We start from the raw sequence: 24,425 nt of genomic DNA on the forward strand, positions 1-24,425 counted from the left end.
TCAGGGATTTTCTAAGTTGCGGAAATATCGAGCTTTTCGTCTTTGTTGAATTTGTGTACAAATTACAGGGTTATTATGCCGATCCGGCTACCTCTAAATTTCAGCCGCGTTTTTCAGGAGAACATCATGAGTACAGCTCCGCTTTGGCTTATCCAGAATGTCCGTTTACCTGGCCGTGAAGGGCTTTGGCAACTTGCCGTGGAGAACGGTCATTTTGGCGAGATTACGCCAATGGGCGATGCCCACGCTGAAAGTTATGAAGTGCTTAATGGCCGCGGCGGCCTGGCGATCCCGCCGTTTATTGAGCCGCATATTCATCTCGATACCACCCAGACCGCAGGTGAGCCGAACTGGAACCAGTCCGGCACCCTGTTCGAGGGCATTGAACGTTGGGCGGAGCGCAAGGCGCAGCTGAGCCACGACGATGTGAAAGCACGCGCCTGGAAGACGCTGAAATGGCAAATTGCCAACGGCATCCAGTTTGTACGTACCCACGTGGATGTCTCCGACCCGACGCTTACCGCCCTGAAGGCCATGCTGGAGGTGAAGCAGGAGGTGGCGCCGTGGGTGACGCTGCAAATCGTGGCATTTCCGCAGGAGGGGATCCTCTCTTACCCGAACGGCGCGGCGCTGCTGGAAGAGGCGTTAAAGCTGGGGGCGGATGTGGTCGGCGCAATCCCGCATTTTGAGTTCACCCGCGAATATGGCGTGGAGTCGCTGCACATCGCCTTCGCGCTGGCGAAGAAATATGACCGTCCGCTGGACATTCACTGCGATGAAATCGACGACGAACAGTCACGGTTTGTCGAGACAGTGGCAACCCTGGCCTATGAGGCAGGCATTGGCCCGCGCGTGACCGCCAGCCACACTACCGCTATGCACTCCTACAATGGCGCTTACACCTCGCGGCTGTTCCGGCTGCTGAAGATGTCGGGGATTAACTTTGTGGCTAACCCGCTCGTGAATATCCACCTGCAGGGTCGCTTTGACGACTACCCTAAGCGTCGGGGCATTACCCGGGTTAAAGAGCTGCAGGAGGCGGGGATTAACGTCTGCTTCGGCCATGATGACGTCTTTGATCCCTGGTACCCACTCGGCACCGGCAATATGCTGCAGGTGCTGCATATGGGGCTACATGTGTGCCAGATGATGGGTTATTCGCAGATCGACAGTGGGCTGAACCTGATCACTCACAACAGCGCCCGCACCTTCGGACTGAGTGATTACGGCATCGAGACGGGAAATCCGGCGAACCTGATTATTTTGCCCGCGGAGAGCGGTTTTGAAGCGGTGCGCTGTCAGGTGCCGGTACGCTGGTCAATTCGTCACGGGCGGGTGATTGCCACCACGCAGCTGGCGCAGACCTGGATTCAGATGGATAACGGTGGGGAGGAGGTATTCTTTACGAAAAACAGCCCCTTCGCAGAGCGCAAAGGGGCATAAGGTTTAGTGCGACGCTGCCGCCATGTTGTGCTGGCGGTGGCGGGTCACAAAGCCCAGTACCAGACACATAACAAACACCACGGCGTACAGACCGTTAGCGGTATGCAGGGCGGCCAGCGGGCCGCTGTGCGCCACGATCGGGCCGGTAACCACAAAGGTCAGCATGGTGCCGATGGTGCCGCAGGTCAGAACGAAGTTCACCAGCTTCGGCGAGGCCACTTTGGTCTGCAGCGATCCCAGCGTAATGATGGAGGTATAAATCGCGCTGGAGAAGAAGCCCAGGGTCAGAATAAACCATGGCATATGCTCCGGTGAACCGTTGATGAACAGATACATCAGCACGGTTGCCAGCCCCGCCAGTACGGTCAGAATGCGCTGCAGGTCGAAGAAGCGCAGGATGAAGCTAAACGCCCACATACCGAACATGTAAGACATCCAGAAATCGCTCACCAGTTTACCTGCGTCATTCAGACTCATGCCGAGACCTTTCGCATATTCCGGTACCCAGGAGATAAAGCCCAGTTGCCCCAGGATGTAGCACAGGGCGGCGATAGAGAGAAACAGTACGCCGATGCCCCATTTCTCTTTCACCACCGGCTCTGAGGTCGTCTGCGCTTTTTTGCCCAGCACCGGGAAGTCGCAGCCGAAGGTCAGAATAAAGATCGCTACGTACACCAGCCCGATGCAGGCGTATACCCAGTACCACTCAATGCTACGTGCCAGCAACACGGCAGCCACCATCGGGAATATCATGCCGGCCATGCTAAAGAAGGAGTCGGTAAAGAGCAGGCGAGCGCCGCGCTGACGGCCTTCATACATGTGAGTAATCAGGAAGGTACCGATGGACATGGTGATCCCGCTCACCAGACCCAGTACGAACATGGCGGCAGAGAAGAGCGCGATGCTGTGGCTGAGCATCAGGCCCGCCACGGCGGCAACCATCAGCACGAAGCCAAAGCGCAGCTGTGTTTTCAGCGGGACAATTTCCATCAGCCAGGCGTTCAGGAAGATGGAGATCAAGATCCCCGCGTTAAGGAAGGTGAAGGTGTTACTCATGCTGGAAACGGGCAGCTGGAAGTAGTCTGCGATATTTCCCATCACCATCCCGGTGACGATCACCAACGCGCCGGTCAGGGCGTAGGAGAAGAAGCTGATCCATGTGAGCTTGATGCGATTGCTGTTAGTCATGTCTGGCCTGTTCAAAAAAGAGAAGCGCCGGAAAGGGCGCTGAGGGCGGGCAGATTTTAGACATTAAAGTGATCCATTCATATCTTTTAAGAGAAATTTGAAGATCGTTGCAGTTTTATATGTGATCCAGATCACATTAATCGGCGAGATAACCAATCGTTTGCGCGGTAATAATTGTTTCATTTTCGTAAAATTAGGTAAAAGGCTGGTCTCGGCTCATACTGCTCTTTAGAATCAAGCCATTCGCTTTTTATACTGCGCTTTGTTAAGGAATTCTCATGCTCAAATCAACACTGGCGGCTGTTGCAGCTGTGTTTGCTCTTTCTGCCGTTTCTCCTGCTGCGCTGGCAGCGAAAGGAGACCCTCACGTTCTGTTGACCACTTCCGCCGGCAACATTGAGCTGGAATTGAATAGCCAGAAAGCCCCTGTATCGGTAAAAAACTTCCTCGATTACGTAAACAGTGGCTTCTATAACAACACCACCTTCCACCGTGTGATCCCGGGCTTTATGATCCAGGGCGGCGGTTTCACCGAGCAGATGCAGCAGAAGAAGCCTAACCCGCCAATCAAAAACGAAGCGGATAACGGACTGCTGAACAAGCGCGGTACCATCTCTATGGCGCGTACCGCTGATAAAGACAGCGCAACCAGCCAGTTCTTCCTCAATGTGGCTGACAATGCTTTCCTCGATCACGGACAGCGTGATTTTGGCTATGCAGTGTTTGGTAAAATTGTGAAAGGAATGGACGTGGCGGATAAGATTTCTCAGGTGCAGACTCACGACGTGGGCCCATACCAAAATGTTCCGTCAAAACCGATAGTTATCCTCTCCGCGAAAGTCCTGCCTTAATCGCCCTTCACGCGGGCATTCTACGTCCGCGATGCGTTTTCCTCCCTGCGGAACCGCTATTTGCTGCTTATACTTGTGGCAAACACGGACACAAGCAGGGAGGACATAAGTGAAAAAGCTCACCGATAAGCAAAAATCCCGTCTCTGGGAGCAGCTACGAAATGCCAATTTCCGGGCCAGCCGCCTCCTTGAGGGGGTCGACAGTCCACTGGTTACGCTTAATGCGGAAGAAGCGCAGGTGCGCCTTGAGGAACTCAGGAGGCACTATGAGCGATAAATACGGCGACGGTCGCGACCCTTATCTCTATCCCGGTTTGAATGTGATGCGTAACCGGCTGGGAATTCGCCAGGCCGAACGCCTTGCGCAGGCGGCCTATGAACTGACGGCTCTGCGCGCTGCAACTTTGCCCCTGGGGCCCTCTGCGCGCGGCTTGCCACATCTGTGCGCCATTCATCGCCATCTTTACCAGGATGTGTTTGACTGGGCGGGTGAGATTCGCGAAATCGATATTTACCAGGGGGACACCCGCTTTTGTCACTTCGCCTATATCGAAAAAGAGGGCAATGCCCTGATGCAGGATCTGGAGGATGAAGCGTACCTGGTGGGATTGAACCCAGAGGAGTTTGTCGCCCGCCTCAGCCATTATTATTGTGAAATTAACGTCCTGCATCCATTCCGTATCGGCAATGGTATTGCGCAGCGCATCTTCTTTGAACAACTGGCTATCCATGCGGGTTACCAGCTCAACTGGCGCGATATTGATCCCGAGGCCTGGGCGCAGGCCAATCAGAGCGGGGCGATGGGCGATCTCAGCGCGTTGCAGACCATCTTTGGCAAAGTGGTGAGCGAAGCGGGAGAATCTGAGTAAAATAGGGCGGCGATTGTTGACCCGGAGCCGCCATGATTTTACTGATTGATAATTACGATTCGTTCACCTGGAACCTGTACCAGTATTTTTGCGAGCTGGGGGCCAAGGTGGAAGTACGACGAAACGATGCGCTAACGCTGGCGGATATCGCTGCTCTGGATCCACAAAAAATCGTTATCTCGCCTGGCCCCTGCACGCCTAATGAGTCAGGGATCTCGCTTGAGGTCATCCGCCATTATGCCGGTAACATACCGCTGCTCGGCGTCTGCCTCGGCCATCAGGCCATTGCTCAGGTATTTGGCGCGAGCATTGTCCGTGCAGCAAGGGTCATGCATGGTAAAACCAGCCCCATCACCCATAGCGGGACCGGCGTTTTCCAGGGGCTAAACAACCCGCTCACCGTGACCCGCTATCACTCGCTGTTAATTGATCCTGCTACGCTTCCCGCCTGCTTTGAGGTCACCGCCTGGAGTGAGACGCAGGAGATCATGGGTATCCGCCATCGTGAGTGGGATCTGGAAGGCGTCCAGTTCCATCCGGAGAGCATTCTTAGCGAACAGGGGCACCAACTGCTGGCTAATTTCCTTCATCGTTGATTTTTAGTTGCCACAAAGTGATTTTTTAAGCATATTTCGTGATTATATTTTCACTTCCTGTTTTTGCTTAAAAAAGGGTGGGGTTACATGGCAACTGAACAATCTGCAATTACACGCGCGACATTCGACGACGTCATTCTGCCAGTTTATGCACCGGCTGAATTTATCCCGGTTAAGGGGAAAGGGAGCCGCGTCTGGGATCAGGAGGGGAAAGAGTACGTTGATTTCGCCGGCGGGATTGCGGTTACCGCGTTAGGCCACTGCCACCCGGCGCTGGTAGAGGCGCTGAAAACTCAGGGCGAGACCCTGTGGCACACCAGCAACGTCTTCACCAATGAACCCGCCCTGCGCCTGGGACGTAAGATCATTGATGCGACCTTTGCCGAACGTGTGTTGTTTATGAACTCGGGGACCGAAGCCAACGAAACTGCCTTTAAACTGGCCCGTTACTATGCCTCTACCCGCCATAGCCCCTACAAAACCAAAATCATCGCTTTTCATAATGCCTTTCACGGGCGGTCGTTATTCACGGTTTCCGTTGGCGGCCAGCCGAAGTATTCCGATGGATTTGGCCCGAAACCGGCTGACATCATCCATGTTCCCTTCAATGATCTGCATGCGGTGAAGGCGGTGATGGACGATCATACCTGCGCCGTAGTGGTGGAGCCGATTCAGGGCGAAGGCGGCGTGACGGCGGCGACGCCGGCGTTTCTGCAGGGGCTGCGCGATCTGTGCGACCAGCATCAGGCGCTGCTGGTCTTTGACGAAGTACAGAGCGGCATGGGCCGAACCGGCGAGCTTTTCGCCTATCAACATTACGGCGTGACGCCAGATATTCTCACCAGCGCTAAAGCGCTGGGCGGCGGCTTCCCGATCAGCGCGGTGCTCACCACGCAGGATATCGCCTCCGCATTCCACGTGGGGTCTCACGGCTCTACTTACGGCGGTAATCCGCTTGCCTGCGCTATTGCGGGCGCGGCCTTTGATATTATTAATACGCCCGAAGTGCTTAGCGGCGTGAACGCGAAGCGTGAACGCTTTGTAAAACAGCTGCAGCAGATCGACGAGCAGTATGACGTTTTCAGCGAAATCCGTGGGATGGGGCTGCTGGTCGGTGCTGAGCTTAAGCCGCAGTTTAAAGGGCGGGCGCGTGATTTCCTGCACGCTGCGGCGCAGGAAGGGGTGATGGTCCTCAATGCGGGCCCGGACGTGATGCGCTTTGCCCCTTCGCTGGTGGTGGAAGATAACGATATTGACGAGGGATTGAGCCGTTTTGCCGCCGCGGTGAAGCGCGTGGTCCAGGCCTGATCAGTACGGCGTCCGCTTCAAGATACGGGTTAACCAGACACCGTGATGCGGACGTTGACGCCATGCCACCGACGAAATGGTGTGCATGGTACTCAAATGCCCCAATATGCGTTGTAGATGCTGCTCCAGGGTGCTCATCGGCCCGTGGGTCAGCGTCTCCGGCGCTTCCAGAATATTGGCGTCGCCACTCTCTCCCGGCGCGTCATAATCCAGCCGCTGCTGACAACGCTGCAGCGCAATTTCACAAGACTGCAGATAGCGCTCGGCCAGATCCGGCGTCAGCATGGTGTGTTCCCGCGCCAGCGTCGTCATGGCATTGATATGTTCTACGATGAACTGGCTGTGCGTGACCCACAGCTTCATGTCGGCCAGGTAGTGTGAATTGAACCCCGGCTCCTGCATCGCCTGATTCAGCGAGTTGAACAGGGCGTTGTGCGCCTGGTTCACCTTCATGCGCTGCCAGGCAAGCGGTGTTGGCTGAGGATCACTGCTCAGGATCAGGCGAATAGCCTCCTGGTCGGCTTCCAGCGCATCGTGGGCGTTCTGTCGTAGCAACCCGCTTTGCCACTGCGGCCACAGCCACACCATGCCGCCAAAAGCGATTAAACAGCCTATCAGCGTGTCTGCGAGACGGGCGATGATAAACTGATCGCCGTTCAGCGTGAGGAGCTGCAGCGTGTATACCGCGGTCACCGTAAAGCCGACCGTCGCCCAGCCGTAATTTTTACGGATGATCAGGTAGCTCACCAGCGTAATCAGCAGCATGCTCAGTAACGTAAAGCCCTCCGGCACGTGGAAGTGCAGCGTGGCACCCGCGATAATCAGCCCTGCCAGGGTACCGCCTGCCCGGTGGAATATGCGTACCCGCGTCGCCCCGTAGCCGTTTTGCGTAACCAGCAGGACGGTCATAAGGATCCAGTAGGGCTTCGGTAAATGGAGGGCCATCCCCATCAGGCTGGCGATGCTGAGCATGACGCTGATGCGTGCGGCATTGCGCAGCGCGGAAGACTTGAGCGACAGATAACTTTTCAGCGCCGGGAAGAGCGGCAGACGTTTTTGCTTATCGGCCATCAGGTCGCGCGAGTAGAGCGGACGCTGGGTACGTAGCACGCGGGCGATGCGGCTAAAGTGCCAGGCACAGAACTGCCCAACCGGGTTTTCCGGGTGCTGCCGGGCGATTTTCTCCAGCGCCCCCAGCTGCTTGTCCATGCTGAAGCGGGTGGGGTAGCGGTGATAGAGGATATTATCCGAGAGCACACGCAGGCGTGCAGCGACGGTCTGGGCATTCCATCTGATCACGGCTTCGGCGTGGCTGCGTTCCACCAGCTTTTGCACCTCTTCCGGGTGATGCAGGCTGACGGAGATATGCTCCTGCAAGTCGAGCCCGACCTGGAAGGTTCGCAACAGACGTTTGTATTCGTGATTTCTGTTAGCTGCCAGCATGTGTAACTGCTGATAACACTGGCTGATAAGATCCACCACCTTCTGCTGGCGGGCCAGCAGCGGCGGCAGGGATTTTTCCGGGTCGGTATGCTGGGTGAGCAGGGTATATTTCGCTTCGCAGTAGTCGGCAAGCTGGCGGTACAACAAGCTCAGCGATTCCCGCAGCGGCTGTTCGCGCCACATCCAGAACCAGAACCAGTTAAACAGCCCATACCAGAGCGTGCCCAGCGTATAGATCAGCAACGGCTCCCACACCGGCATATTGCCCGCCAGGCTCAGGGTAAAGATGGCGGCAATCAGCGAGGCGGGTAGCAGCCTGGCATGCAAAGAGCTGATCTCTGCCGTCACCCCTAACGTCATTGCCAGCAGGGTGAGGATCAGGGGCAGGGGGATGTCGCGGGCCAGCAGTAACTGGACGGCGAGGCTACAGCCGGCAAAGAGCGAGCCGCCAACGATCAGGCGTTTGAAAAAGCGTTTATGGGGAGTATCCAGCCCTGCGATGTTGCAGCAGGCAGGCACGAGAGAGAAGAGCAGACCCTGTTGCAGGTGGCCGAGAATCAGACCGACGGCCACAGGAAGACACAGCACCAGCGTTTGTCGGAGTGCGTAGTTAACTTCCGGGTGATAAATCAGCCTGCGCCACATAGATGCCAGAGACAAAAACGGCGTGACATCTTGCGATGGCACGCCGTTCTTTCGGAATTAACGCGTCCCGTAAACCACGATCGTTTTGCCGTGGGCGGAGATCAGGTTCTGATCTTCCAGCATTTTCAGAATACGGCCAACGGTTTCGCGGGAACAACCCACAATCTGACCAATCTCCTGACGGGTGATTTTGATCTGCATACCATCCGGGTGGGTCATCGCGTCAGGTTGTTTTGCCAGATTCAGCAGCGTCTGAGCGATACGGCCGGTCACGTCCAGGAAGGCGAGGTTACCCACTTTCTCAGAAGTCACCTGCAGGCGGCGTGCCATCTGCGAAGAGAGGCGCATCAGAATGTCCGGGTTCACCTGGATCAGCTGGCGGAACTTCTTGTAGGAGATCTCAGCCACTTCACACGCGGTTTTTGCCCGTACCCAGGCGCTACGTTCCTGACCTTCTTCAAACAGGCCCAGTTCGCCAATAAAGTCGCCCTGGTTCAGATAAGAAAGGATCATCTCTTTCCCTTCTTCATCTTTGATCAACACGGCCACGGAGCCTTTAACGATGTAATACAACGTTTCCGCTTTTTCACCCTGGTGAATCAGCGTGCTCTTCGATGGGTACTTATGAATGTGGCAATGAGACAAGAACCATTCGAGAGTCGGGTCTGTTTGCGGTTTGCCAAGCACCATGCGCTGTTATCCTCTGTTATAAGCTGTCTCCAGAGCCGGGATGGACGCCTTCACTCTGGGGTTGCAATCGAATTCTTCCCCATTCCTGGGAATCGGGCTGTCACAATATTCAGCAGCCTGTAATGTGTGATGTCCTCTGCATACATGCGTAATGTCAATGTATTACTGTAGCATCCAGACTGTTTTAGCATAGCTTTAGCCGCCTGTCTCCTGGTGTCTCGCTTCAGCTTGATACAGGTCGCCTTCCGTTGCCAGAATTGTTACTGGCGCGTAATCTGTCAGGAAAATTGCAACTTCGGAGTTAACTACAATGCAAGCGCGTGTGAAATGGGTTGAGGGCTTAACGTTCCTGGGCGAGTCGGCTTCCGGGCACCAGATTTTGATGGACGGCAACTCCGGAGATAAGGCGCCAAGCCCGATGGAGATGGTGCTGATGGCCGCCGGCGGTTGCAGCGCAATTGATGTGGTTTCTATCCTGCAAAAAGGCCGCCATGAGGTGACAAACTGCGAAGTGAAACTGACCTCGGAACGCCGTGAAGAGGCGCCGCGCCTGTTCACGCATATCAACCTGCACTTCATTGTCACGGGTAAAGAACTGAAAGACGCGGCGGTCTCCCGCGCCGTGGATCTGTCAGCAGAGAAGTATTGCTCCGTGGCGTTGATGCTGGAGAAAGCGGTGAATATTACGCATTCGTATGAGGTGATCGAGGCGTAATTTATCGGGCATCGTGCGTGTTGATGCCCTCACCCTAACCCTCTCCCACAGGGAGAGGGACCAGGCTTATGCGATCTTCTTCCCTTCCATCAATCTTTGCACCAGCGGCGTCATAATCAGCTCCATCGCCAGCCCCATCTTCCCGCCCGGCACGACCAGCGTATTCATATGCGAAATAAATGAGCCCTGCAGCATCGCCAGCAGCCAGGGATAATCGATATCCTCCAGGTTGCGGAAATGGATCACCACAAAGCTCTCATCCAGAGAGGGGATAGCTTTAGCCGCAAAGGGGTTAGAGGTGTCCACCGTAGGGACGCGCTGGAAATTGATGTGGGTGCGCGAGAACTGCGGCGTCAGGAAATTGATATAGTCTTCCATCGAGCGCACCACGGAGTCCATCACCGCCTCACGCGAATGTCCACGCTCGCTGGTATCACGGGTCAGTTTCTGAATCCACTCGAGGTTAACGATAGGCACCACGCCCACCAGCAGGTCAACATGGCGCGCCACGTCGTGCTGTGGCGTGACCACGCCGCCGTGCAGCCCTTCGTAAAACAGCACATCCGTCGGCTCCGGCAGCGGCTGCCAGGGGGTGAAGGTGCCCGGCACCTGATTCCAGGGCACCGCTTCGTCATAGGTGTGCAGGTATTTGCGTGACTGTCCTTTACCGCTCAGGCCATACTCGAGAAAGGTTTGCTCCAGCAGGCCGAAATCGTTCGCTTCCGGGCCGAAATAGCTGATGTGCTTACCCAGATCGCGCGCTTTACGAATGGCCATGTCCATCTCAGGACGGGTGTAGCGGTGAAAGCTGTCACCCTCGACCTCTGCGGCGCTTAAATGAAGCTGAGAGAAGATTTTACGAAAGGCGAGGCTGGTAGTGGTGGTGCCTGCACCACTCGATCCTGTGACGGCAATAACCGGATGTCTGGCGGACATAGCAACTCCCTGAGTAGAAAGATGAAGCGATTAACCGCGAAATTGATTGCGGGGCATGACGTTGACGGTTTCATGTAGCTCGGACCATACGATCAGTACCTCGCCGTTTTGCAGCTGACGCTTAACATCGGCCACTTTCTGTTCGAGCGTGCGTTCTTGTTCACCATAATCTGTGCCTTCACGTAACACAAAGCTTTCAATCAGATTATCCAGCGTTTCGGGAGCCAGATCTTGCCAGGGAATGATCATAGTTTCGGTTCCAGGTATGTTGTCAGCCAGTCCGGAATACGGGTTTCCAGCCACATCTGTGGACGACGCAACGTGCCGCCAACAAAGCCGACGTGGCCGCCGTGCTCGGTCAGTTGATAATGGACGTTAGCGGGCAAAAATTCCTGCGCCGGGATGGAGTGATGATCCATAAAGGGATCGTCTTTAGCATGAATAATCAGCGTTGGCTTGGTGATCTTACTCAGTACGGGCATGGCGCTGCACTGGCGGTAATAGTCGATCGCATCGGCAAATCCGTGGATTTTCGCGGTGATCAGATCGTCGAACTCGCGAATACGGCGCACTTTCTTCAACTGGCGCAGGCTCACCGGCAGCGTGTCGGGATAAGCCTTCAGCTTTCGCGCTGCATTGGCTTTCAGCAGGTTCAGCAGATAGCGCTGATAAACGCGCGAAAAGCCTTTTTCCATATGGTAACTGCACTGCTCCAGCATAAACGGCGCCGAGACGATGGCGGCGGCATCCAGCGGAACGCTTTCACCCTCTTTCGCCAGCAGGCAGGCGAGCATGTTTCCCCCGAGTGAATACCCCACCGCAGCGGTAGGGGCCGGGCCGAGCGTTTCGGCCAGCCAGCGCAGGAACCAGGTACCGTCTTCCGTTTCCCCGGAGTGATAGATGCGCTTTTGCCGATTTGGCTCGCCGCTACATCCACGAAAATGCATCACCACGCCAAGCCAGCCGCGCGCTTTCGCCGCCTCAATCAGACCGTGAGCATAAGGGCTGTGCAGGCTCCCCTCCAGGCCGTGGAACACCACCAGCCGGGGTTTATGTTGCGCACTGAGCGGCTCTTCACTCCAGGCTAAATCGACAAAATCATCATCGGGCAGGTCGAGACGCTGCCAATGCGGCGTGAAGCGCACTTTGCGGCGAATAAGGCGCGGCAGCATGGTTTGCAGATGGCGATTCGCCACGCCGCGCATGGGCACAAATTCTGCGCTCTCTTCGGTCGCAATGTCGAAGTCTGATGGAATAATTTGAGTCATAAGGATGATGATGATTCTTGTCTGAAATTTACTATACCTTCCGAATTGTACCCCGTTTAGCCCGTATTTCCGAAACATGAACTGATCCCGATCACATTTCCTAACGTTGATTATTACTCTCAGGCTAATGATTGCGCTCTACGCTTAATTGATGCCTTTCTCACCAGCGCGCACACTTTACTCAACGTTAAGCAAATCAGAATGATGTGCTGAATCAGGAGGTTAATAATGTTATCTGGGCAAACACCTACCCGGCAATGGAACACCAGACGCACGGAAAAAGCGCGTCGTCTGGCATCCGTACCGGTTCAGGGCAAGGTACTGCCGACTGGCGATTTTGTCGCCATGCTGGAAAAACTGATCGCACCAGGCGACAAAGTCGTTCTGGAAGGCAACAACCAGAAGCAGGCAGATTTTCTTTCCCGCTCACTCGCTGAAGTGAACCCGCAGATTGTGCATGACCTGCATATGATCATGCCAAGCGTCGGGCGCAGCGAGCATCTGGATATCTTCGAGAAAGGCATCGCCCGCAAGCTGGACTTCTCTTTCTCGGGTACCCAGAGCCTGCGTATTTCGCAGCTGCTGGAAGATGGCCAGCTCGAAATCGGCGCGATTCACACCTATATCGAACTCTATTCCCGCCTCTACGTCGACCTCTCGCCCAACGTGGCCCTGATTGCCGGTTTTAAAGCGGACCGTAAAGGTAACCTCTATACCGGGGCGAGCACTGAAGATACCCCGGCGCTGGTTGAAGCCGCCGCGTTCCACGACGGGATCGTCATCGCACAGGTGAACGAGCTGGTGGACGACGAATGCGATCTGCCGCGCGTGGATATTCCAGGCTCCTGGATCGACTACGTGGTAGTGGCCGACAAGCCGTTCTTTATTGAACCGCTGTTCACCCGCGACCCGCGCCTGATCAAACAGGAACACATCCTGATGGCGATGATGGCGATTAAGGGCATCTACGCGGAACATCAGGTGCAGTCCCTCAACCACGGGATCGGCTTTAACACCGCAGCGATTGAGCTGCTGCTGCCGACCTACGGCGAACAGCTCGGCCTGAAAGGCAAAATCTGTAAGCACTGGACTCTGAACCCGCACCCAACGCTGATCCCGGCGATTGAGAGCGGCTGGGTGGAGAGCGTGCACTGCTTCGGCGGCGAGCTGGGGATGGAAGAGTACATCCGCGCCCGTCCGGACATCTTCTTTACCGGCGCCGACGGCTCCATGCGTTCCAACCGCGCCTTCTGCCAGCTGGCAGGCCAGTATGCGGTGGATATGTTTATCGGTTCCACCCTCCAGGTGGACGGCTACGCTAACTCCTCAACCGTGACCCGCGGGCGTCTCTCCGGCTTCGGCGGTGCGCCAAACATGGGGCACGACCCGCACGGTCGTCGCCACGCCACACCGGCCTGGCTGAACATGATCACCGAGCCTGACCCACTGCAGCGTGGTAAAAAACTGGTCGTACAGATGGTGGAAACCTTCCAGGCAGGCGTGAAGCCGACCTTCGTGGAGAAACTGGATGCCGTTGACGTGGCGAAAGCCTCCGGGATGCCGCTGGCACCAGTGATGATTTACGGCGATGACGTGACCCACGTCCTGACCGAAGAGGGGATTGCTTACCTCTATCGTGCCAAAGATCTGGAAGAGCGTCGGGCGATGGTTGCTGCCGTGGCGGGGATCACCGATATCGGTCTGGGCGTAGACGCCAAACGCGTCGCAGAACTTCGTCAGAGCGGAAAAGTGGTTTACCCAGAAGATATGGGCATTCGCCGCACCGATGCCACCCGCTCACTGCTGGCGGCGGGCAGCGTGTCTGACCTCGTTGAGTGGTCCGGCGGTCTGTATAACCCACCTGCGAAATTCCGGAGCTGGTAATGAAACTTCTGCCCCAGATTCAGGTTGAAGGCGGTGCCGAATGGCTGGCGCGAACCGCCACGCAGTGTCTGATTGACGAAGCACGATTAAGCCCGAAACCCGGTCTGGTGGACAGTCGGGGGAACGGCGCGCACCACGATCTTACGCTGGCGCTAATGGAGCGCTCCGCGTACAGCCTGACCCCTACGTTTCAGGCGCTGGCGCAGCAAAGCTGGCAGCGTCCGGCTGACATCGCGCTCAGGCAAACCGTCGGGCGGCTTGGCCGCGAAGGCGAGCAGCAGATGATGAAGGCAACCGGCGGGGTCAATACCCACCGGGGTGCGATTTGGGCGCTGGGATTACTGGTCAGCGCGGTGGCGATGCAGGGCGGCGACGCCTCTGCGCAAACCGTCGCAGAGACCGCCGCCCGGCTGGCAAAACTGCCGGATGACGCCGCACCGAAAGTGTTCAGCAAAGGGCTACGCGCCACGCATCGCTATCGCGTGCCGGGCGCGCGTGAAGAGGCACAGGAGGCGTTTCCGCACATCATGCAGCGTGCGCTGCCGCAGCTTCGTCTGAGCCGACTTCACGGCAGCAGCGAAGCGCAGGCGAGGCTCGACGCGCTGATGGCCATCATGACGTCGCTTACCGATACCTGCGTGCTGTCGCGCGCCGGAATGGAGGGGCTGGACGCCATGCAGGACGGCGCCCGCGCCGTGCTGAACGCCGGAGGATGTGCCACGCCCGCAGGCCAACTGGCGCTGGCAACGTTAGATCGTCAGATGCTGGCACTCAACGCCTCACCGGGCGGTGCTGCCGACCTGCTTGCCGCCACGCTGTTTCTCGACCGCGTCGAAACGCCATATTCAAAGCATTAAGAGGATGTTATGGAAAAAATCACATTAACCATGCCCGCCAGCCGCGCGTTAAGCGGTAAGGCGCTGGCAGGGGTTGTCGGTTCCGGGGATATGGAGGTGCTTTTCGCCGCCGAACCGGGCCAGACGTTAACCATTGATATCACCACTTCCGTCGACAACAGCCGCGGTCGCTGGGAAGCCCTGTTTACCCGCCTGCAAACCGTCAGCAGCCTGCCCGCAGGCAAACTGACCATCCACGACTTCGGCGCGACGCCGGGCGTGGCGCGCATTCGTATCGAACAGGTTTTTGAGGGGGTGAGCCATGCGTGATGACAGCAGCTTTATCGAACTAAAAGCACGTCAGCGTGCGCAGGCGCTGCTGGATGAGGGCAGCTACCGCGAACTGCTGGATCCGTTTGAAGGCATTATTTCTCCGTGGCTGGGGCCGCAGGGGATTGTGCCACAGGCCGACGACGGCATGGTGGTAGCGAAAGGGACCATCAACGGTCAGCCTGCCGTGGTAGTTGCCATCGAAGGCGCGTTCCAGGGCGGCAGTATGGGTGAAGTGTCCGGTGCCAAAATGGCGGCGGCGCTGGAGCTGGCGGCGGAAGATAACCGCAACGGCATCCCGACTCAGGCGGTGCTGTGCCTCGAAACCGGCGGCGTACGCTTGCAGGAAGCCAACCTGGGCCTGGCGGCGATTGCCGATATCCACGCCGCGATTGTCGATCTGCGTCGCTACACGCCGGTGATCGGCATTGTGGCCGGGACCGTGGGCTGCTTCGGTGGTATGTCCATCGCCGCAGCGCTGTGCAGCTACCTGATTGTGACCCGCGAAGCGCGTCTTGGCCTGAACGGCCCACAGGTTATCGAACAGGAGGCGGGGATTGAAGAGTACGACTCCCGCGACCGTCCGTTTATCTGGAGCATGACCGGCGGCGAAGTGCGCTATGAAAGCGGCCTGGTGGATGCGCTGGTGGGTGATGGCGTGAACGCGGTGAAAGCGGCAATGAACGACGCGATGGCGAAAGGCGTGCCGGCGAAACACCGCACCGATAACTACGACGATTACCTGAACCGTCTGACGAATTTCGACACCCGCAAACAGGCCGATGCCGAACAGATCAAAGCGCTTTTTGCCCGGGAGGTGAAATGATGAGTAATTCAATGAGCCGTGGCGAACTCTGGCTGGAAACCCTCGCCCCGAACGCCAAACGTCTGGAAGGGCTCTGCCCGTCCGTGCAGGCCGCAGACGGTGAGCTTAACGGTGAAACGGTACGTTTTGTCGCCGTCGTTCCGGATGCCAACAACCACTATCCGCGTGCCGCGCAGGGCGAAGTGGGCCTGCTTGAAGGCTGGACGCTGGCAAAAGTGGTCAGCGAAACCGTTGCCGCTGATGCCGATAAAGCGGTTAAACGGCCGATTGTGGCGGTGATTGACGTCCCAAGTCAGGCCTATGGTCGTCGTGAAGAGGCGTTTGGTATTCACCAGGCGCTGGCCGGTGCCGCTGCGGCCTACGCTAACGCGCGCCTGGCCGGTCATCCGGTGATTGGCCTGATTGTCGGCAAAGCGATGTCCGGCGCGTTTCTGGCGCACGGCTACCAGGCTAACCGCCTGATCGCCTTTAACGACAAAGGGGTGCTGATCCACGCAATGGGTAAAGAGTCAGCGGCGCGTATCACCCTGCGTACCGTGGAGGCGCTGGAAAAACTGGCGGCCACCATTCCGCCGATGGCGTATGACATCAGCAACTACGCCACGCTGGGGCTGCTTTCCAGCCTGCTGGATATCAACAACCCGGATGCCCCAACCGATAACGATCTGGCGCAGGTGAAAACCACGCTGCAACAGGCCATCAACGACGCGCGTCAGGACGCCACCCTGGAAACCCGCTTAGGCGCTGACAATCGCCGCAGCTCGGCACTCGTTCGCGAACGCATGCGAGCCAGCTGGTAAGTAAAAAGAGACCTGCCAGATGCACGTCCCCGTGGGCGCACCCGTTGCGCCCACACGGGAGGCTGCATCCTGAAAATAATAAACATCGCGCCAGTGCTTAAACTTTTTTACTACAGGTGATTTATGACTTACGTAATTGTTCATGCTCTTGCACCGATTTTCGTCATCATGCTGCTGGGATTCTGGGCCGGTAAAGCAAAGATGGTCGATAACAAAAATGTTTCCCTGCTTAATATTTTCGTCATGGATTTTGCACTGCCTGCCGCGCTGTTCAGCGCCACCGTGCAAACGCCGTGGACCGGCATCGTGGCCCAGTCGCCACTGATTCTGGTGCTGACTCTGGCGATGTGGATAACCTATGCGGCCATCTATTTCCTCGCCACCAACGTCTTTAAAAAATCTCCGCAGGATGCGGCCGTGCTGACGCTGACCGTCGCCCTGCCGAACTATGCGGCGCTCGGCCTGCCAATCCTGGGCAGCGTGCTGGGTGAAAGTTCTTCTACCTCGCTCTCCGTGGCGGTCTCCATCGCCTGCGGCTCCGTACTGATGACGCCGTTTTGCCTGCTGATCCTTGAGCGTGAAAAAGCGCGCGCCGAAGGGAATAACTCCGGCTCAACCCTCTCCATGCTGCCGGTGCTGATGTGGCGCTCGATTAAAAAACCGATCGTTATGGGCCCGCTGCTGGGGGTGATTCTCTCCGCTATCGGCATCAAAATGCCGGAACTGGTTCTCGCGGCGATCAAACCGCTGGGGCTGTCTGCCACCGCAGCTGCGCTGTTCCTGACCGGGGTGATCCTCTCTGCCCGTAAGCTGCAGATCAACACCATGGTGATCACCTCCACTATCGCCAAGCTGCTGATCCAGCCTGCGATTGCCTGGGGTATCGTTTTAACCTTCGGTCTGCACGGTTCTGTGGCGATCACCTCTATCCTGATGATTGCGCTGTCCGCGGGCTTCTTCGGCGTGGTGTTCGGTAACCGCTTTGGCGTGCAGTCACCGGATGCGGAAGCCGTGCTGCTGTTAAGCTCCGTACTGTGTATCCTGTCGCTGCCGCTGTTTATCTCGTTGACTTCAGGAATGTAATTATGACCACAACATTACGCCCCCACGACCTCATCTGGCTTACCGCGCGTGACGCGCTGGAAGGCATCACCGAATCCTGGGTGGAGGCGGCCTGGCATACCGGCCTGCCGGTCGTGGTGCGGCGTGATGTTGATAGCGAAGGCCGTATTCCCGTTGGCGTGCGCGGATTGCGCCGCGACCAGCGGGCGGCCGGATGGGTGAAGCCAGAAAACGTGTTGCGTGTGGTGTCGCCCGAATCACTGAGCGTAACGGCCGATCTGCTGCGCTCGCCCTTTGTGACGCAGCCGCCGGTTCAGGTGGCGCTGCAACTTTCCCAGCAGCCGTGGCCGTGGTCGTGGGGCATTACCGGCAGCACCGGTTACGCGCTGGCAACCGGCATTCCGGTTATCCATGCCGACAGCGATCTCGACCTGCTGATCCGCGCGCCGCAGCCTCTCTCCCCCGATGCGTTTGCCGCCTGGCAAGCCCAGCTTAGCCGCGCGCTGTGCCGGGCAGATACGCAGGTGGATACGCCCGAGGGCGGCTTTGCGCTGGCGGAGTGGCTGCGCGACGGCAAAACGCTGCTGAAAACACGCCGCGGGCCGCGTCTGGTGACGGACCCGTGGCACAGGGAGGCGTGATGAAAATACTGTTTACTTTTCCGGGGCAGGGCACGCAGCATGAAGGCATGCTGCAAAACCTGCCGGGCACCGAGCTGGCACAGGCGCGCGAGGTGTTGGGGACGGAGGTTGATACGCTGGATAGCGCTGCTTCGTTATCCCATACCCGCGCGGTGCAGCTTTCGCTGCTGATAGCCGGTGTCGCCTGGGCGCGCGAGCTTGAGCGACGCGGCGTAACGCCGGATATCGTCAGCGGGCTGTCCATTGGCGCATACCCGGCGGCGGTTATCGCGGGCGCGCTGGATTTCACCGATGCGCTCAGGCTGGTCGCGCTGCGTGGCGATTTAATGGAGCAGGCGTATCCGCACGGCTATGGCCTGACGGCGATTATGGGTTTGACCCTGCCGCAGGTGGAACAGCTTATCGAAGGCACCGGAACCTATATTGCGAACCTGAACGCCGAAACGCAGATTGTGATCGCCGGAGGCGATGACGGGATGGCGCAGGCCGCCGAGCGCGCGCTGGCGAAAGGGGCGAGCAAGGCCAAACGACTGGCGGTCAGCGTACCATCGCACTGCGCGCTGCTGGCGGAGCCGGCGCAGAAGCTGGTGGCGGCGTTTGAAAACGTGACGCTCTCTCGCCCACGCTTAGCCTATCTTAGCGGCAGCACCGGCCGCGTGCTGTGGCAGCCGGAGAAGATCGCCGACGATCTGGCGATGAATATGGCCCGCACCGTGCGCTGGCAGGAGGCAGTCATTTCAGCCAACGAACGCGACGCGCGACTGGCTATTGAGATGCCGCCCGGCGGCATATTGACCTGCTTAACGCGCCAGGCGGCGTGGGAAGGGGAGTCTATATCGCTGGAACGCAGCGGGGTTGAGGTAGCGGTACATTTGGCGGGGCGGCTTAAGCGGTGAGTTTTCCCAACGGCTCTTTCGAAAAACGTAAGGCAAGTTAGGCACTTATAGCTCAGGGTGGATATCTCCCTGAGCATGCGTCAGCGACGCTGATGACGAGTGTTAGAGTAAACACCCTTTTTTAATTAAATCGTTTGCCTGCTCAAGTTGCTGGTAAAGCCTATGACGCAAATCTTCCAGCTCGTTATTCTCTTTACGGAGCGGTAGCCCATTTTTGTGAAGAACAATATCGTTAAATGATCCCATTCCACCGTAAACTTTTTTTAATGCGAATATTGTAGTTTCACAGTCGTCGTCAAGTTCACTACCAAGAGTCTCAAAGGTTTTGGCCCATGCATTCTCATTGTTTGAGCGCAGTATGCTAATAATATTGGTTAACGTTTTCTTTATTTCATTTATCATTTCAAAACCCCACTACTCATTATTTTAACACCAGGTATTTTCCACGGTTCACGTACTATTATTGGTCGTTTTTCGTGGAAACAACCAGTTTGAGATTTGACGCATATTAATTCACCGTATCAATTAGTGCGGATAACAATTCGTGAAATTGGTTATGTGATTCTATAACATAATTCGTTGAGACTTTATCACGTATCTGATAGCAATCATCAGTGAAACTGAAGACAATAACAGATATACCATCCTCACCAATGAGCACCTTATCAGTGAGATTCTGATCAAGATAGATTTCATCGGTGCGTGTATCAACGTTGCGGACGTAGATATTTGACCATAATGGCACACCATTTTCTGCCTGAACTGCGTTATATAAAGTTAGTCCGTTATACTCCAGACCATCCATAATGTTGAACATATTCAGGTAGTCAGTTCGGGTAGCCATCAAGCGCTGTATATCCTCGTAAACCGTTCTTTTCTGACTGCCCCATTCGGCAGGTGGAGCATTGCGCATGAGATCTGCCATTACGGCAGGATTGACAGGATTGGCTATCGGGTAGTTATCAGCAGTCATTAGGGTCTTGAACATGCCTAACAATTCATCGGTAGACTTCATTTCTTCTCCTTAATGCCAGCGGGATAAATTACATCCTTTGGAGCAGGCCATAACACTTCTGCGCTTTCATTATAGGGAAGTGCTTTAGTTATCGTGCCCTGTGCCTTTGAAAGTGTGTAATGATAGGGCGAACTTTGTATCAGCGTTAGGTTTTCAAAGGTATTTGTCCCCCCATCATCAAGGGGGATTTTATGATGGACCTCCCATCCTGCGGGGACTTTTCCATTGGCAAGTCGGAGCAGGTTGTCAGAGTCAAAAGTTGTTAAAGCATCAGGGGGATTGGCAAGAGATTTGAGAAAAGCAGGACGAACAGTACTATTAAATTCTTTTCGTAGCGCATTATATTCGAGACGGTTTCTGCGAAAGTAGTTTAGCTCCGTAACATTTATATCACTTAGCAGAACCTGGTTGTTTTTATATTTTCCCAAATAGTCGGTCAACTGTTTCGCTGTCGCTGGATTTCTGATGAGCAGCAGCGAGGCGGTGGTTATCATCATACCGGACGTGGTTTCATTTAAAACGCTGTCGTAGCCTGTTACGGCTTCTCCACCAAGTTGCTCCGCTGTTTGTCTAAAACCTTCAAGGTTGCCGTTGTAGATTCCACCTGCCGCCAGTAATCGTCCGGCTGCTTTGCTGTTGATGGTTTTGGTGGCCTGTGCGTGCTGTACGGGAGCATCGGAATCATGTTGTTTAATGGTCGGAGCAGGTTTTCGTCCCGGGTGTGCGTTCAGGCAATGTTCGTAAATATTCCGTACTTCTCGCTGGAAACTGTCGCTATAGCTGTCCATGAAACAGTCATAAACCAGATTACCGTCGTCATCGAAGAAGAAGGGGTTGCGGAAACGGTCCCACTTCTCTGCGGTGTTTACGCCAACCATCCAGCCCTGCTCTAGATTCCATTTTACTTCATCATAAAGGCCGTCGTATTCAATGTGGCGCTTGCGTTTGTATGGCTGTGCCGCAAAGCGGTGGTATACGCCGTCACGTCGCATGGGGATGGTGAAATGTTGAAAACGGGTTTGAGGGTCATATTTTAGATAATCCAGTTCATAAAATACGCTTGCCATTTCCAGTGCATCGCGTGGCGTGAGGATGAACTGAATATCACCCGGTGCTAAATCACAGCCCGCATCCCATTTCATATAGAGTGTGAACATCCTGTTCCTGCTATAAGCCATGTTGTTTTTGTGGATATTCAGAGGTAACGGATGATAAGTCAAACGTGGCGTTCAGTTTTAGTGAACCCTGGAACAGGGGGAATGCACCAGGCTTACGGGGCCGAGGTATCTGTTGTGAGGCTTCGCGCATACATCCGTCCTTCGGCGGCCAGTGCGCGCAGGCTGGGATCCTGCTCGCGGTTGCGGGCAAAGACGATGGCGATCAACTGCTGCATCTGATACGGCTGCGCCAGCTTCAGTAGCTGCACCGAGTTCTCATACACTTTCTTCATCCTGCCCGGCATCAGCGTAAAACCGACCCCCGCCTGCACCAGGCTCAACATAGAGAAAATGTCGTTCACGCGCGTGACGATTTCCGGCTCGAATCCGGCGATGTGGAACGCTTCCTGGAACCCGGCGTAGGTGGCGAACCCTTCTGCCAGCGCGACGAATTTCTGATCTTTATAATCACGCAGGTCGGCCAGCTCGCCGGTGTTGAGGGACGCAGACGCCGGTGCGGCAAGGAAAATGTCGTCGTGGAACAGAGGAAGTACTTCAAGACTGTTACGATCGATATCGCTTTCGGAAATGGAGATTAAAATCGCGTCCAGCGAGCCTTCGTCCAGCATGTGCAGCAACGTTTCGTTGGAGCCCATCGTCAGATCCATCTCCAGATCCGGACGGCGCAGCTTCATGCCCATGATCAGGCGCGGCACGGTCTCCAGCGTTAGCGAATAAAGCGTGCCGACGCGCAGCCGCCCCTGACCTATACCGGCAATCTTACGGGATTCTTCCACGCCGCGCGCCATAACCTGCATCACCTCCTGGCAATACTCCAGCAGCGTCCAGGCGGAGGGGAGCGCAATCAGGTTGCGCCCCTTATGGGTGAAAAGCGGGCAGCGCACGTTCTCTTCCAGGGTGTGCAGCGCGCGGTGCACGCTGACGCCGCTGAGGCCCAGAGTTTCGGCGGTACGCGCGATATTGCCCTTCTCCATGAACGTCATGAAGATGCTGAGCTTGCGAAATGTAATGTCGCTCGTGGTATCGAAACTCATACTCCTCCCGGCAGTTTAGTCGGCCTGTAGCATCGCTTCCAGCTGTTCCTGGGCGTCCAGCCACGCCATCTCACACTCTTCGAGGCTGGATTTGGTTTTGGCCTGGGTTTGCAGGCAGTCCGTCAGCTCGGCCTTGCGGCTCTGATCGTACAGGTCGCTGTCGCCTAGCTTCTCTTCAACGGCCGCAAGCGTGGCGTTGAGCTTTTCCATCTCTTTTTCCAGCCGCGCGATCTCTTTACGCAGCGGTTGCGTCTGGGTGCGCAGTTCCGCTTCCCGGCGCTTCTGGTCTTTACGCGCCTGCGCGCTGTTGGCGTTGTCTTTTGCCGACTCGTCCGGTTGGTTTTCCTGCTTCTGTACGTCTGTCAGCCACTGCTGATAGTCTTCCAGGTCGCCGTCGAACGGTTCGACCTTGCCGTCGTGCACGAGGTAGAGATCGTCCGTGGTGGAGCGGATCAGGTGACGATCGTGCGAGACCACCACCAGCGCGCCTTCAAATTCAATCAGCGCTTCGGTTAGCGCCTGGCGCATGTCGAGATCCAGGTGGTTGGTCGGTTCATCGAGCAGCAACAGGTTCGGACGCTGCCAGACGATCAGCGCCAGCACCAGACGGGCTTTTTCCCCCCCGGAGAAGCGCTCGGTATTCTCAGTGACTTTATCGCCCTGGAAACCAAACCCGCCGAGGTAGTCGCGCAGCTTCTGCTCCATCTCCTGCGGTGCCAGCCGCGCCAGATGCTGAATCGGCGATTCATCCACGCGTAAAAATTCCAGCTGGTGCTGGGCGAAGTAGCCAAGCTTAATGCCCTTTGCCAGACCGATTTCGCCGCTGACCGGGTTAAGCTCGCCCGCCAACAGTTTGATCAGCGTTGATTTACCGGCACCGTTACGCCCCAGCAGACCAATACGTGAACCCGGCACCAGGTTGAGCTTGATAGAGTCGAGAATTGTACGCTCGCCGTAGCCTGCGCTGACCTTTTCCATCTTCAGCAGCGGGTTCGGCAGGCTCTCCGGCGCGCGGAAGCTGAAGTGGAACGGGTTATCGACGTGCGCAGGCGCAATCATCTCCATGCGTTCCAGCATTTTGATGCGGCTTTGCGCCTGTTTGGCCTTCGAGGCTTTCGCTTTGAAACGATCGACAAAGCTCTGCAGGTGCGCCACGCGCTGCTGCTGGCTTTCATACATCGATTGTTGCTGGGCAAGACGCGTTGCGCGCTGGCGCTCGAAGGAGCTGTAGTTGCCGGTGTATTCGAACATCGTTTGCTGTTCGATATGGATAATTTTATCCACCACCGGATCGAGGAAGTCGCGGTCGTGGGAAATCAGAATCAGAGTGCCCTGATAGCTCTTGAGCCACTTCTCCAGCCAAATAACCGCATCGAGATCGAGGTGGTTAGTCGGTTCATCAAGCAGCAGTAAATCAGAGCGGCAAATCAGCGCCTGCGCCAGGTTAAGGCGCATACGCCAGCCGCCGGAGAAGTCGCTCACCGGGCGTTCGAGCTGGTCGTTGCTAAAGCCCAGGCCGTGCAGCAGGCTGGAGGCGCGGGAGCGGATGGTCCACGCGTCGATGGCGTCCAGCTTGCCGTGAACGGTGGCGATAGCGTGGCCGTCGTTGCGCTCGTTTGCGGCATTGAGCTCCGCTTCCAGCTTGCGGTATTCGCGGTCACCGTCAATCACATAGTCGAGCGCCGGTTCGCTCAGTGCGGGCGTCTCCTGGTTAACCCAGGCGAGCTGCCAGTTTCTGGGGTAGGTAAAGTTGCCGCCGTCAGCGCTAATCTCGTTTTTCAGCAGCGCCAGCAGGGTGGATTTACCGCAGCCGTTTTTGCCGACCAGCCCGACCTTCTGGCCAGGGTTGATGGTGGCAGTGGCATTGTCCAGCAGGACGCGCACGCCGCGACGAATTTGTAACGAGGAGAAAACAATCATAGAAGCGCCGTATGTTCCGACTATGTTAATTTGTCATTATGATAATGTAAG

The 24,425-nt window shown here is 56.4% G+C and carries 26 protein-coding genes; 15 read left to right on the forward strand and 11 right to left on the reverse strand.

Features of this window, described 5'->3' with window-relative positions:
• Positions 1–126 precede the first annotated feature (126 nt).
• Positions 127–1,443 (forward strand): cytosine deaminase, encoded by a 1,317-nt coding sequence (locus tag B3B59_RS16675; RefSeq protein WP_212478422.1) that lies wholly within the window; start codon positions 127–129, stop codon positions 1,441–1,443.
• A gap of 3 nt (positions 1,444–1,446) precedes the next feature.
• Here B3B59_RS16675 and tsgA read toward each other — a convergent pair whose 3' ends face one another.
• Positions 1,447–2,631, reverse strand: coding sequence for an MFS transporter TsgA (gene tsgA / locus B3B59_RS16680; RefSeq protein ID WP_040078313.1), 1,185 nt, complete (start codon positions 2,629–2,631; stop codon positions 1,447–1,449).
• Between the two features lie 278 nt (positions 2,632–2,909).
• Between tsgA and ppiA the strand changes: the two genes are divergently transcribed.
• From ppiA to argD, 5 genes are all read left to right on the forward strand, one after another.
• Positions 2,910–3,482, forward strand: coding sequence for a peptidylprolyl isomerase A (ppiA, locus tag B3B59_RS16685; protein ID WP_286809574.1), 573 nt, complete (start codon positions 2,910–2,912; stop codon positions 3,480–3,482).
• 109 nt (positions 3,483–3,591) lie between these two features.
• Positions 3,592–3,759 (forward strand): YhfG family protein, encoded by a 168-nt coding sequence (locus tag B3B59_RS16690; protein WP_072056378.1) that lies wholly within the window; start codon positions 3,592–3,594, stop codon positions 3,757–3,759.
• Positions 3,749–4,351: a putative adenosine monophosphate-protein transferase Fic gene (locus B3B59_RS16695; RefSeq protein WP_046886751.1), complete on the forward strand. Its 603-nt coding sequence runs from the start codon at positions 3,749–3,751 to the stop codon at positions 4,349–4,351. The genes B3B59_RS16690 and B3B59_RS16695 overlap by 11 nt, the downstream gene beginning before the upstream one ends.
• 32 nt (positions 4,352–4,383) lie before the next feature.
• Positions 4,384–4,947, forward strand: coding sequence for an aminodeoxychorismate synthase component 2 (gene pabA / locus B3B59_RS16700; RefSeq protein WP_286809576.1), 564 nt, complete (start codon positions 4,384–4,386; stop codon positions 4,945–4,947).
• Positions 4,948–5,034: 87 nt separating this feature from the next.
• On the forward strand, positions 5,035–6,255 hold the full coding sequence (gene argD / locus B3B59_RS16705) for a bifunctional acetylornithine/succinyldiaminopimelate transaminase (protein WP_286809577.1): 1,221 nt from the start codon (positions 5,035–5,037) through the stop codon (positions 6,253–6,255).
• Here the strand turns inward: argD and B3B59_RS16710 are convergent, their stop codons facing one another.
• Both B3B59_RS16710 and crp read right to left on the reverse strand, forming a co-directional pair.
• The gene (locus tag B3B59_RS16710; RefSeq protein WP_046886748.1) at positions 6,256–8,343 is read right to left on the reverse strand and encodes a YccS/YhfK family putative transporter; all 2,088 of its coding nucleotides are present in this window, start codon (positions 8,341–8,343) and stop codon (positions 6,256–6,258) included.
• Positions 8,344–8,400: 57 nt separating this feature from the next.
• Positions 8,401–9,033 (reverse strand): cAMP-activated global transcriptional regulator CRP, encoded by a 633-nt coding sequence (gene crp / locus B3B59_RS16715; protein WP_000242758.1) that lies wholly within the window; start codon positions 9,031–9,033, stop codon positions 8,401–8,403.
• A gap of 310 nt (positions 9,034–9,343) precedes the next feature.
• Between crp and B3B59_RS16720 the strand changes: the two genes are divergently transcribed.
• Entirely contained in the window at positions 9,344–9,748 is a 405-nt protein-coding gene (locus B3B59_RS16720; protein WP_040078321.1) for an OsmC family protein, read from the forward strand.
• Positions 9,749–9,814: 66 nt separating this feature from the next.
• Here the strand turns inward: B3B59_RS16720 and B3B59_RS16725 are convergent, their stop codons facing one another.
• The 3 genes from B3B59_RS16725 to B3B59_RS16735 are packed head-to-tail and all read right to left on the reverse strand — an operon-like array spanning position 9,815 to position 11,952.
• Complete coding sequence (locus B3B59_RS16725) at positions 9,815–10,684, reverse strand: phosphoribulokinase (RefSeq protein ID WP_040078322.1); 870 nt, start codon at positions 10,682–10,684, stop codon at positions 9,815–9,817.
• Between the two features lie 30 nt (positions 10,685–10,714).
• On the reverse strand, positions 10,715–10,933 hold the full coding sequence (locus B3B59_RS16730; RefSeq protein ID WP_040078324.1) for a YheU family protein: 219 nt from the start codon (positions 10,931–10,933) through the stop codon (positions 10,715–10,717).
• Positions 10,930–11,952, reverse strand: coding sequence for a hydrolase (locus tag B3B59_RS16735; RefSeq protein ID WP_046886746.1), 1,023 nt, complete (start codon positions 11,950–11,952; stop codon positions 10,930–10,932). The genes B3B59_RS16730 and B3B59_RS16735 overlap by 4 nt, the downstream gene beginning before the upstream one ends.
• 228 nt (positions 11,953–12,180) lie before the next feature.
• Between B3B59_RS16735 and mdcA the strand changes: the two genes are divergently transcribed.
• From mdcA to mdcH, 8 genes are all read left to right on the forward strand, one after another.
• The gene (gene mdcA, locus B3B59_RS16740; protein ID WP_046886745.1) at positions 12,181–13,836 is read left to right on the forward strand and encodes a malonate decarboxylase subunit alpha; all 1,656 of its coding nucleotides are present in this window, start codon (positions 12,181–12,183) and stop codon (positions 13,834–13,836) included.
• Positions 13,836–14,693, forward strand: coding sequence for a triphosphoribosyl-dephospho-CoA synthase (locus B3B59_RS16745; RefSeq protein ID WP_286809578.1), 858 nt, complete (start codon positions 13,836–13,838; stop codon positions 14,691–14,693). The genes mdcA and B3B59_RS16745 overlap by 1 nt, the downstream gene beginning before the upstream one ends.
• A 9-nt stretch (positions 14,694–14,702) precedes the next feature.
• Positions 14,703–15,002: a malonate decarboxylase acyl carrier protein gene (gene mdcC / locus B3B59_RS16750; protein ID WP_006177845.1), complete on the forward strand. Its 300-nt coding sequence runs from the start codon at positions 14,703–14,705 to the stop codon at positions 15,000–15,002.
• Complete coding sequence (locus B3B59_RS16755) at positions 14,995–15,828, forward strand: biotin-independent malonate decarboxylase subunit beta (protein WP_207292509.1); 834 nt, start codon at positions 14,995–14,997, stop codon at positions 15,826–15,828. The genes mdcC and B3B59_RS16755 overlap by 8 nt, the downstream gene beginning before the upstream one ends.
• Positions 15,828–16,628, forward strand: coding sequence for a biotin-independent malonate decarboxylase subunit gamma (gene mdcE / locus B3B59_RS16760; protein WP_286809590.1), 801 nt, complete (start codon positions 15,828–15,830; stop codon positions 16,626–16,628). The genes B3B59_RS16755 and mdcE overlap by 1 nt, the downstream gene beginning before the upstream one ends.
• A gap of 123 nt (positions 16,629–16,751) precedes the next feature.
• The gene (locus tag B3B59_RS16765) at positions 16,752–17,711 is read left to right on the forward strand and encodes an AEC family transporter (protein WP_286809579.1); all 960 of its coding nucleotides are present in this window, start codon (positions 16,752–16,754) and stop codon (positions 17,709–17,711) included.
• 2 nt (positions 17,712–17,713) lie between these two features.
• Positions 17,714–18,331, forward strand: coding sequence for a malonate decarboxylase holo-ACP synthase (locus B3B59_RS16770; RefSeq protein WP_212478426.1), 618 nt, complete (start codon positions 17,714–17,716; stop codon positions 18,329–18,331).
• A complete protein-coding gene (gene mdcH, locus B3B59_RS16775) occupies positions 18,331–19,227 on the forward strand; it encodes a malonate decarboxylase subunit epsilon (RefSeq protein ID WP_286809580.1) in 897 nt (298 codons plus the stop codon). The genes B3B59_RS16770 and mdcH overlap by 1 nt, the downstream gene beginning before the upstream one ends.
• 102 nt (positions 19,228–19,329) lie before the next feature.
• Here mdcH and B3B59_RS16780 read toward each other — a convergent pair whose 3' ends face one another.
• The 5 genes from B3B59_RS16780 to B3B59_RS16800 all read right to left on the reverse strand — a co-directional run bounded on the left by B3B59_RS16780 (position 19,330) and on the right by B3B59_RS16800 (position 24,374).
• On the reverse strand, positions 19,330–19,629 hold the full coding sequence (locus tag B3B59_RS16780; protein ID WP_286809581.1) for a DUF6966 domain-containing protein: 300 nt from the start codon (positions 19,627–19,629) through the stop codon (positions 19,330–19,332).
• Positions 19,630–19,735: 106 nt separating this feature from the next.
• Entirely contained in the window at positions 19,736–20,242 is a 507-nt protein-coding gene (locus B3B59_RS16785; RefSeq protein ID WP_233802536.1) for a YrhA family protein, read from the reverse strand.
• Positions 20,239–21,399 (reverse strand): HNH endonuclease signature motif containing protein, encoded by a 1,161-nt coding sequence (locus tag B3B59_RS16790; protein ID WP_286809582.1) that lies wholly within the window; start codon positions 21,397–21,399, stop codon positions 20,239–20,241. Before B3B59_RS16790 ends, B3B59_RS16785 begins: the two co-directional genes overlap by 4 nt.
• Positions 21,400–21,512: 113 nt before the next feature.
• Complete coding sequence (locus B3B59_RS16795) at positions 21,513–22,454, reverse strand: LysR family transcriptional regulator (RefSeq protein ID WP_058609457.1); 942 nt, start codon at positions 22,452–22,454, stop codon at positions 21,513–21,515.
• Between the two features lie 15 nt (positions 22,455–22,469).
• Positions 22,470–24,374: an ABC transporter ATP-binding protein gene (locus tag B3B59_RS16800; RefSeq protein ID WP_286809583.1), complete on the reverse strand. Its 1,905-nt coding sequence runs from the start codon at positions 24,372–24,374 to the stop codon at positions 22,470–22,472.
• Positions 24,375–24,425 lie beyond the last annotated feature (51 nt).

It is taken from the genome of Leclercia sp. UBA2479 (assembly GCF_002341985.1).
GTDB lineage: Bacteria > Pseudomonadota > Gammaproteobacteria > Enterobacterales > Enterobacteriaceae > Enterobacter > Enterobacter pneumoniae.

Bases quoted from the DNA above. Each gene is read 5' to 3' on its own strand.
- B3B59_RS16675 (WP_212478422.1), top strand. From the start codon at position 127: ATGAGTACAGCTCCGCTTTGGCTTATCCAGAATGTCCGTTTACCTGGC.
- tsgA (WP_040078313.1), bottom strand. From the start codon at position 2,631: ATGACTAACAGCAATCGCATCAAGCTCACATGGATCAGCTTCTTCTCC.
- ppiA (WP_286809574.1), top strand. From the start codon at position 2,910: ATGCTCAAATCAACACTGGCGGCTGTTGCAGCTGTGTTTGCTCTTTCT.
- B3B59_RS16695 (WP_046886751.1), top strand. From the start codon at position 3,749: ATGAGCGATAAATACGGCGACGGTCGCGACCCTTATCTCTATCCCGGT.
- pabA (WP_286809576.1), top strand. From the start codon at position 4,384: ATGATTTTACTGATTGATAATTACGATTCGTTCACCTGGAACCTGTAC.
- argD (WP_286809577.1), top strand. From the start codon at position 5,035: ATGGCAACTGAACAATCTGCAATTACACGCGCGACATTCGACGACGTC.
- B3B59_RS16710 (WP_046886748.1), bottom strand. From the start codon at position 8,343: ATGTGGCGCAGGCTGATTTATCACCCGGAAGTTAACTACGCACTCCGA.
- crp (WP_000242758.1), bottom strand. From the start codon at position 9,033: ATGGTGCTTGGCAAACCGCAAACAGACCCGACTCTCGAATGGTTCTTG.
- B3B59_RS16720 (WP_040078321.1), top strand. From the start codon at position 9,344: ATGCAAGCGCGTGTGAAATGGGTTGAGGGCTTAACGTTCCTGGGCGAG.
- B3B59_RS16725 (WP_040078322.1), bottom strand. From the start codon at position 10,684: ATGTCCGCCAGACATCCGGTTATTGCCGTCACAGGATCGAGTGGTGCA.
- B3B59_RS16730 (WP_040078324.1), bottom strand. From the start codon at position 10,933: ATGATCATTCCCTGGCAAGATCTGGCTCCCGAAACGCTGGATAATCTG.
- B3B59_RS16735 (WP_046886746.1), bottom strand. From the start codon at position 11,952: ATGACTCAAATTATTCCATCAGACTTCGACATTGCGACCGAAGAGAGC.
- mdcA (WP_046886745.1), top strand. From the start codon at position 12,181: ATGTTATCTGGGCAAACACCTACCCGGCAATGGAACACCAGACGCACG.
- B3B59_RS16745 (WP_286809578.1), top strand. From the start codon at position 13,836: ATGAAACTTCTGCCCCAGATTCAGGTTGAAGGCGGTGCCGAATGGCTG.
- mdcC (WP_006177845.1), top strand. From the start codon at position 14,703: ATGGAAAAAATCACATTAACCATGCCCGCCAGCCGCGCGTTAAGCGGT.
- B3B59_RS16755 (WP_207292509.1), top strand. From the start codon at position 14,995: ATGCGTGATGACAGCAGCTTTATCGAACTAAAAGCACGTCAGCGTGCG.
- mdcE (WP_286809590.1), top strand. From the start codon at position 15,828: ATGAGTAATTCAATGAGCCGTGGCGAACTCTGGCTGGAAACCCTCGCC.
- B3B59_RS16765 (WP_286809579.1), top strand. From the start codon at position 16,752: ATGACTTACGTAATTGTTCATGCTCTTGCACCGATTTTCGTCATCATG.
- B3B59_RS16770 (WP_212478426.1), top strand. From the start codon at position 17,714: ATGACCACAACATTACGCCCCCACGACCTCATCTGGCTTACCGCGCGT.
- mdcH (WP_286809580.1), top strand. From the start codon at position 18,331: ATGAAAATACTGTTTACTTTTCCGGGGCAGGGCACGCAGCATGAAGGC.
- B3B59_RS16780 (WP_286809581.1), bottom strand. From the start codon at position 19,629: ATGATAAATGAAATAAAGAAAACGTTAACCAATATTATTAGCATACTG.
- B3B59_RS16785 (WP_233802536.1), bottom strand. From the start codon at position 20,242: ATGAAGTCTACCGATGAATTGTTAGGCATGTTCAAGACCCTAATGACT.
- B3B59_RS16790 (WP_286809582.1), bottom strand. From the start codon at position 21,399: ATGTTCACACTCTATATGAAATGGGATGCGGGCTGTGATTTAGCACCG.
- B3B59_RS16795 (WP_058609457.1), bottom strand. From the start codon at position 22,454: ATGAGTTTCGATACCACGAGCGACATTACATTTCGCAAGCTCAGCATC.
- B3B59_RS16800 (WP_286809583.1), bottom strand. From the start codon at position 24,374: ATGATTGTTTTCTCCTCGTTACAAATTCGTCGCGGCGTGCGCGTCCTG.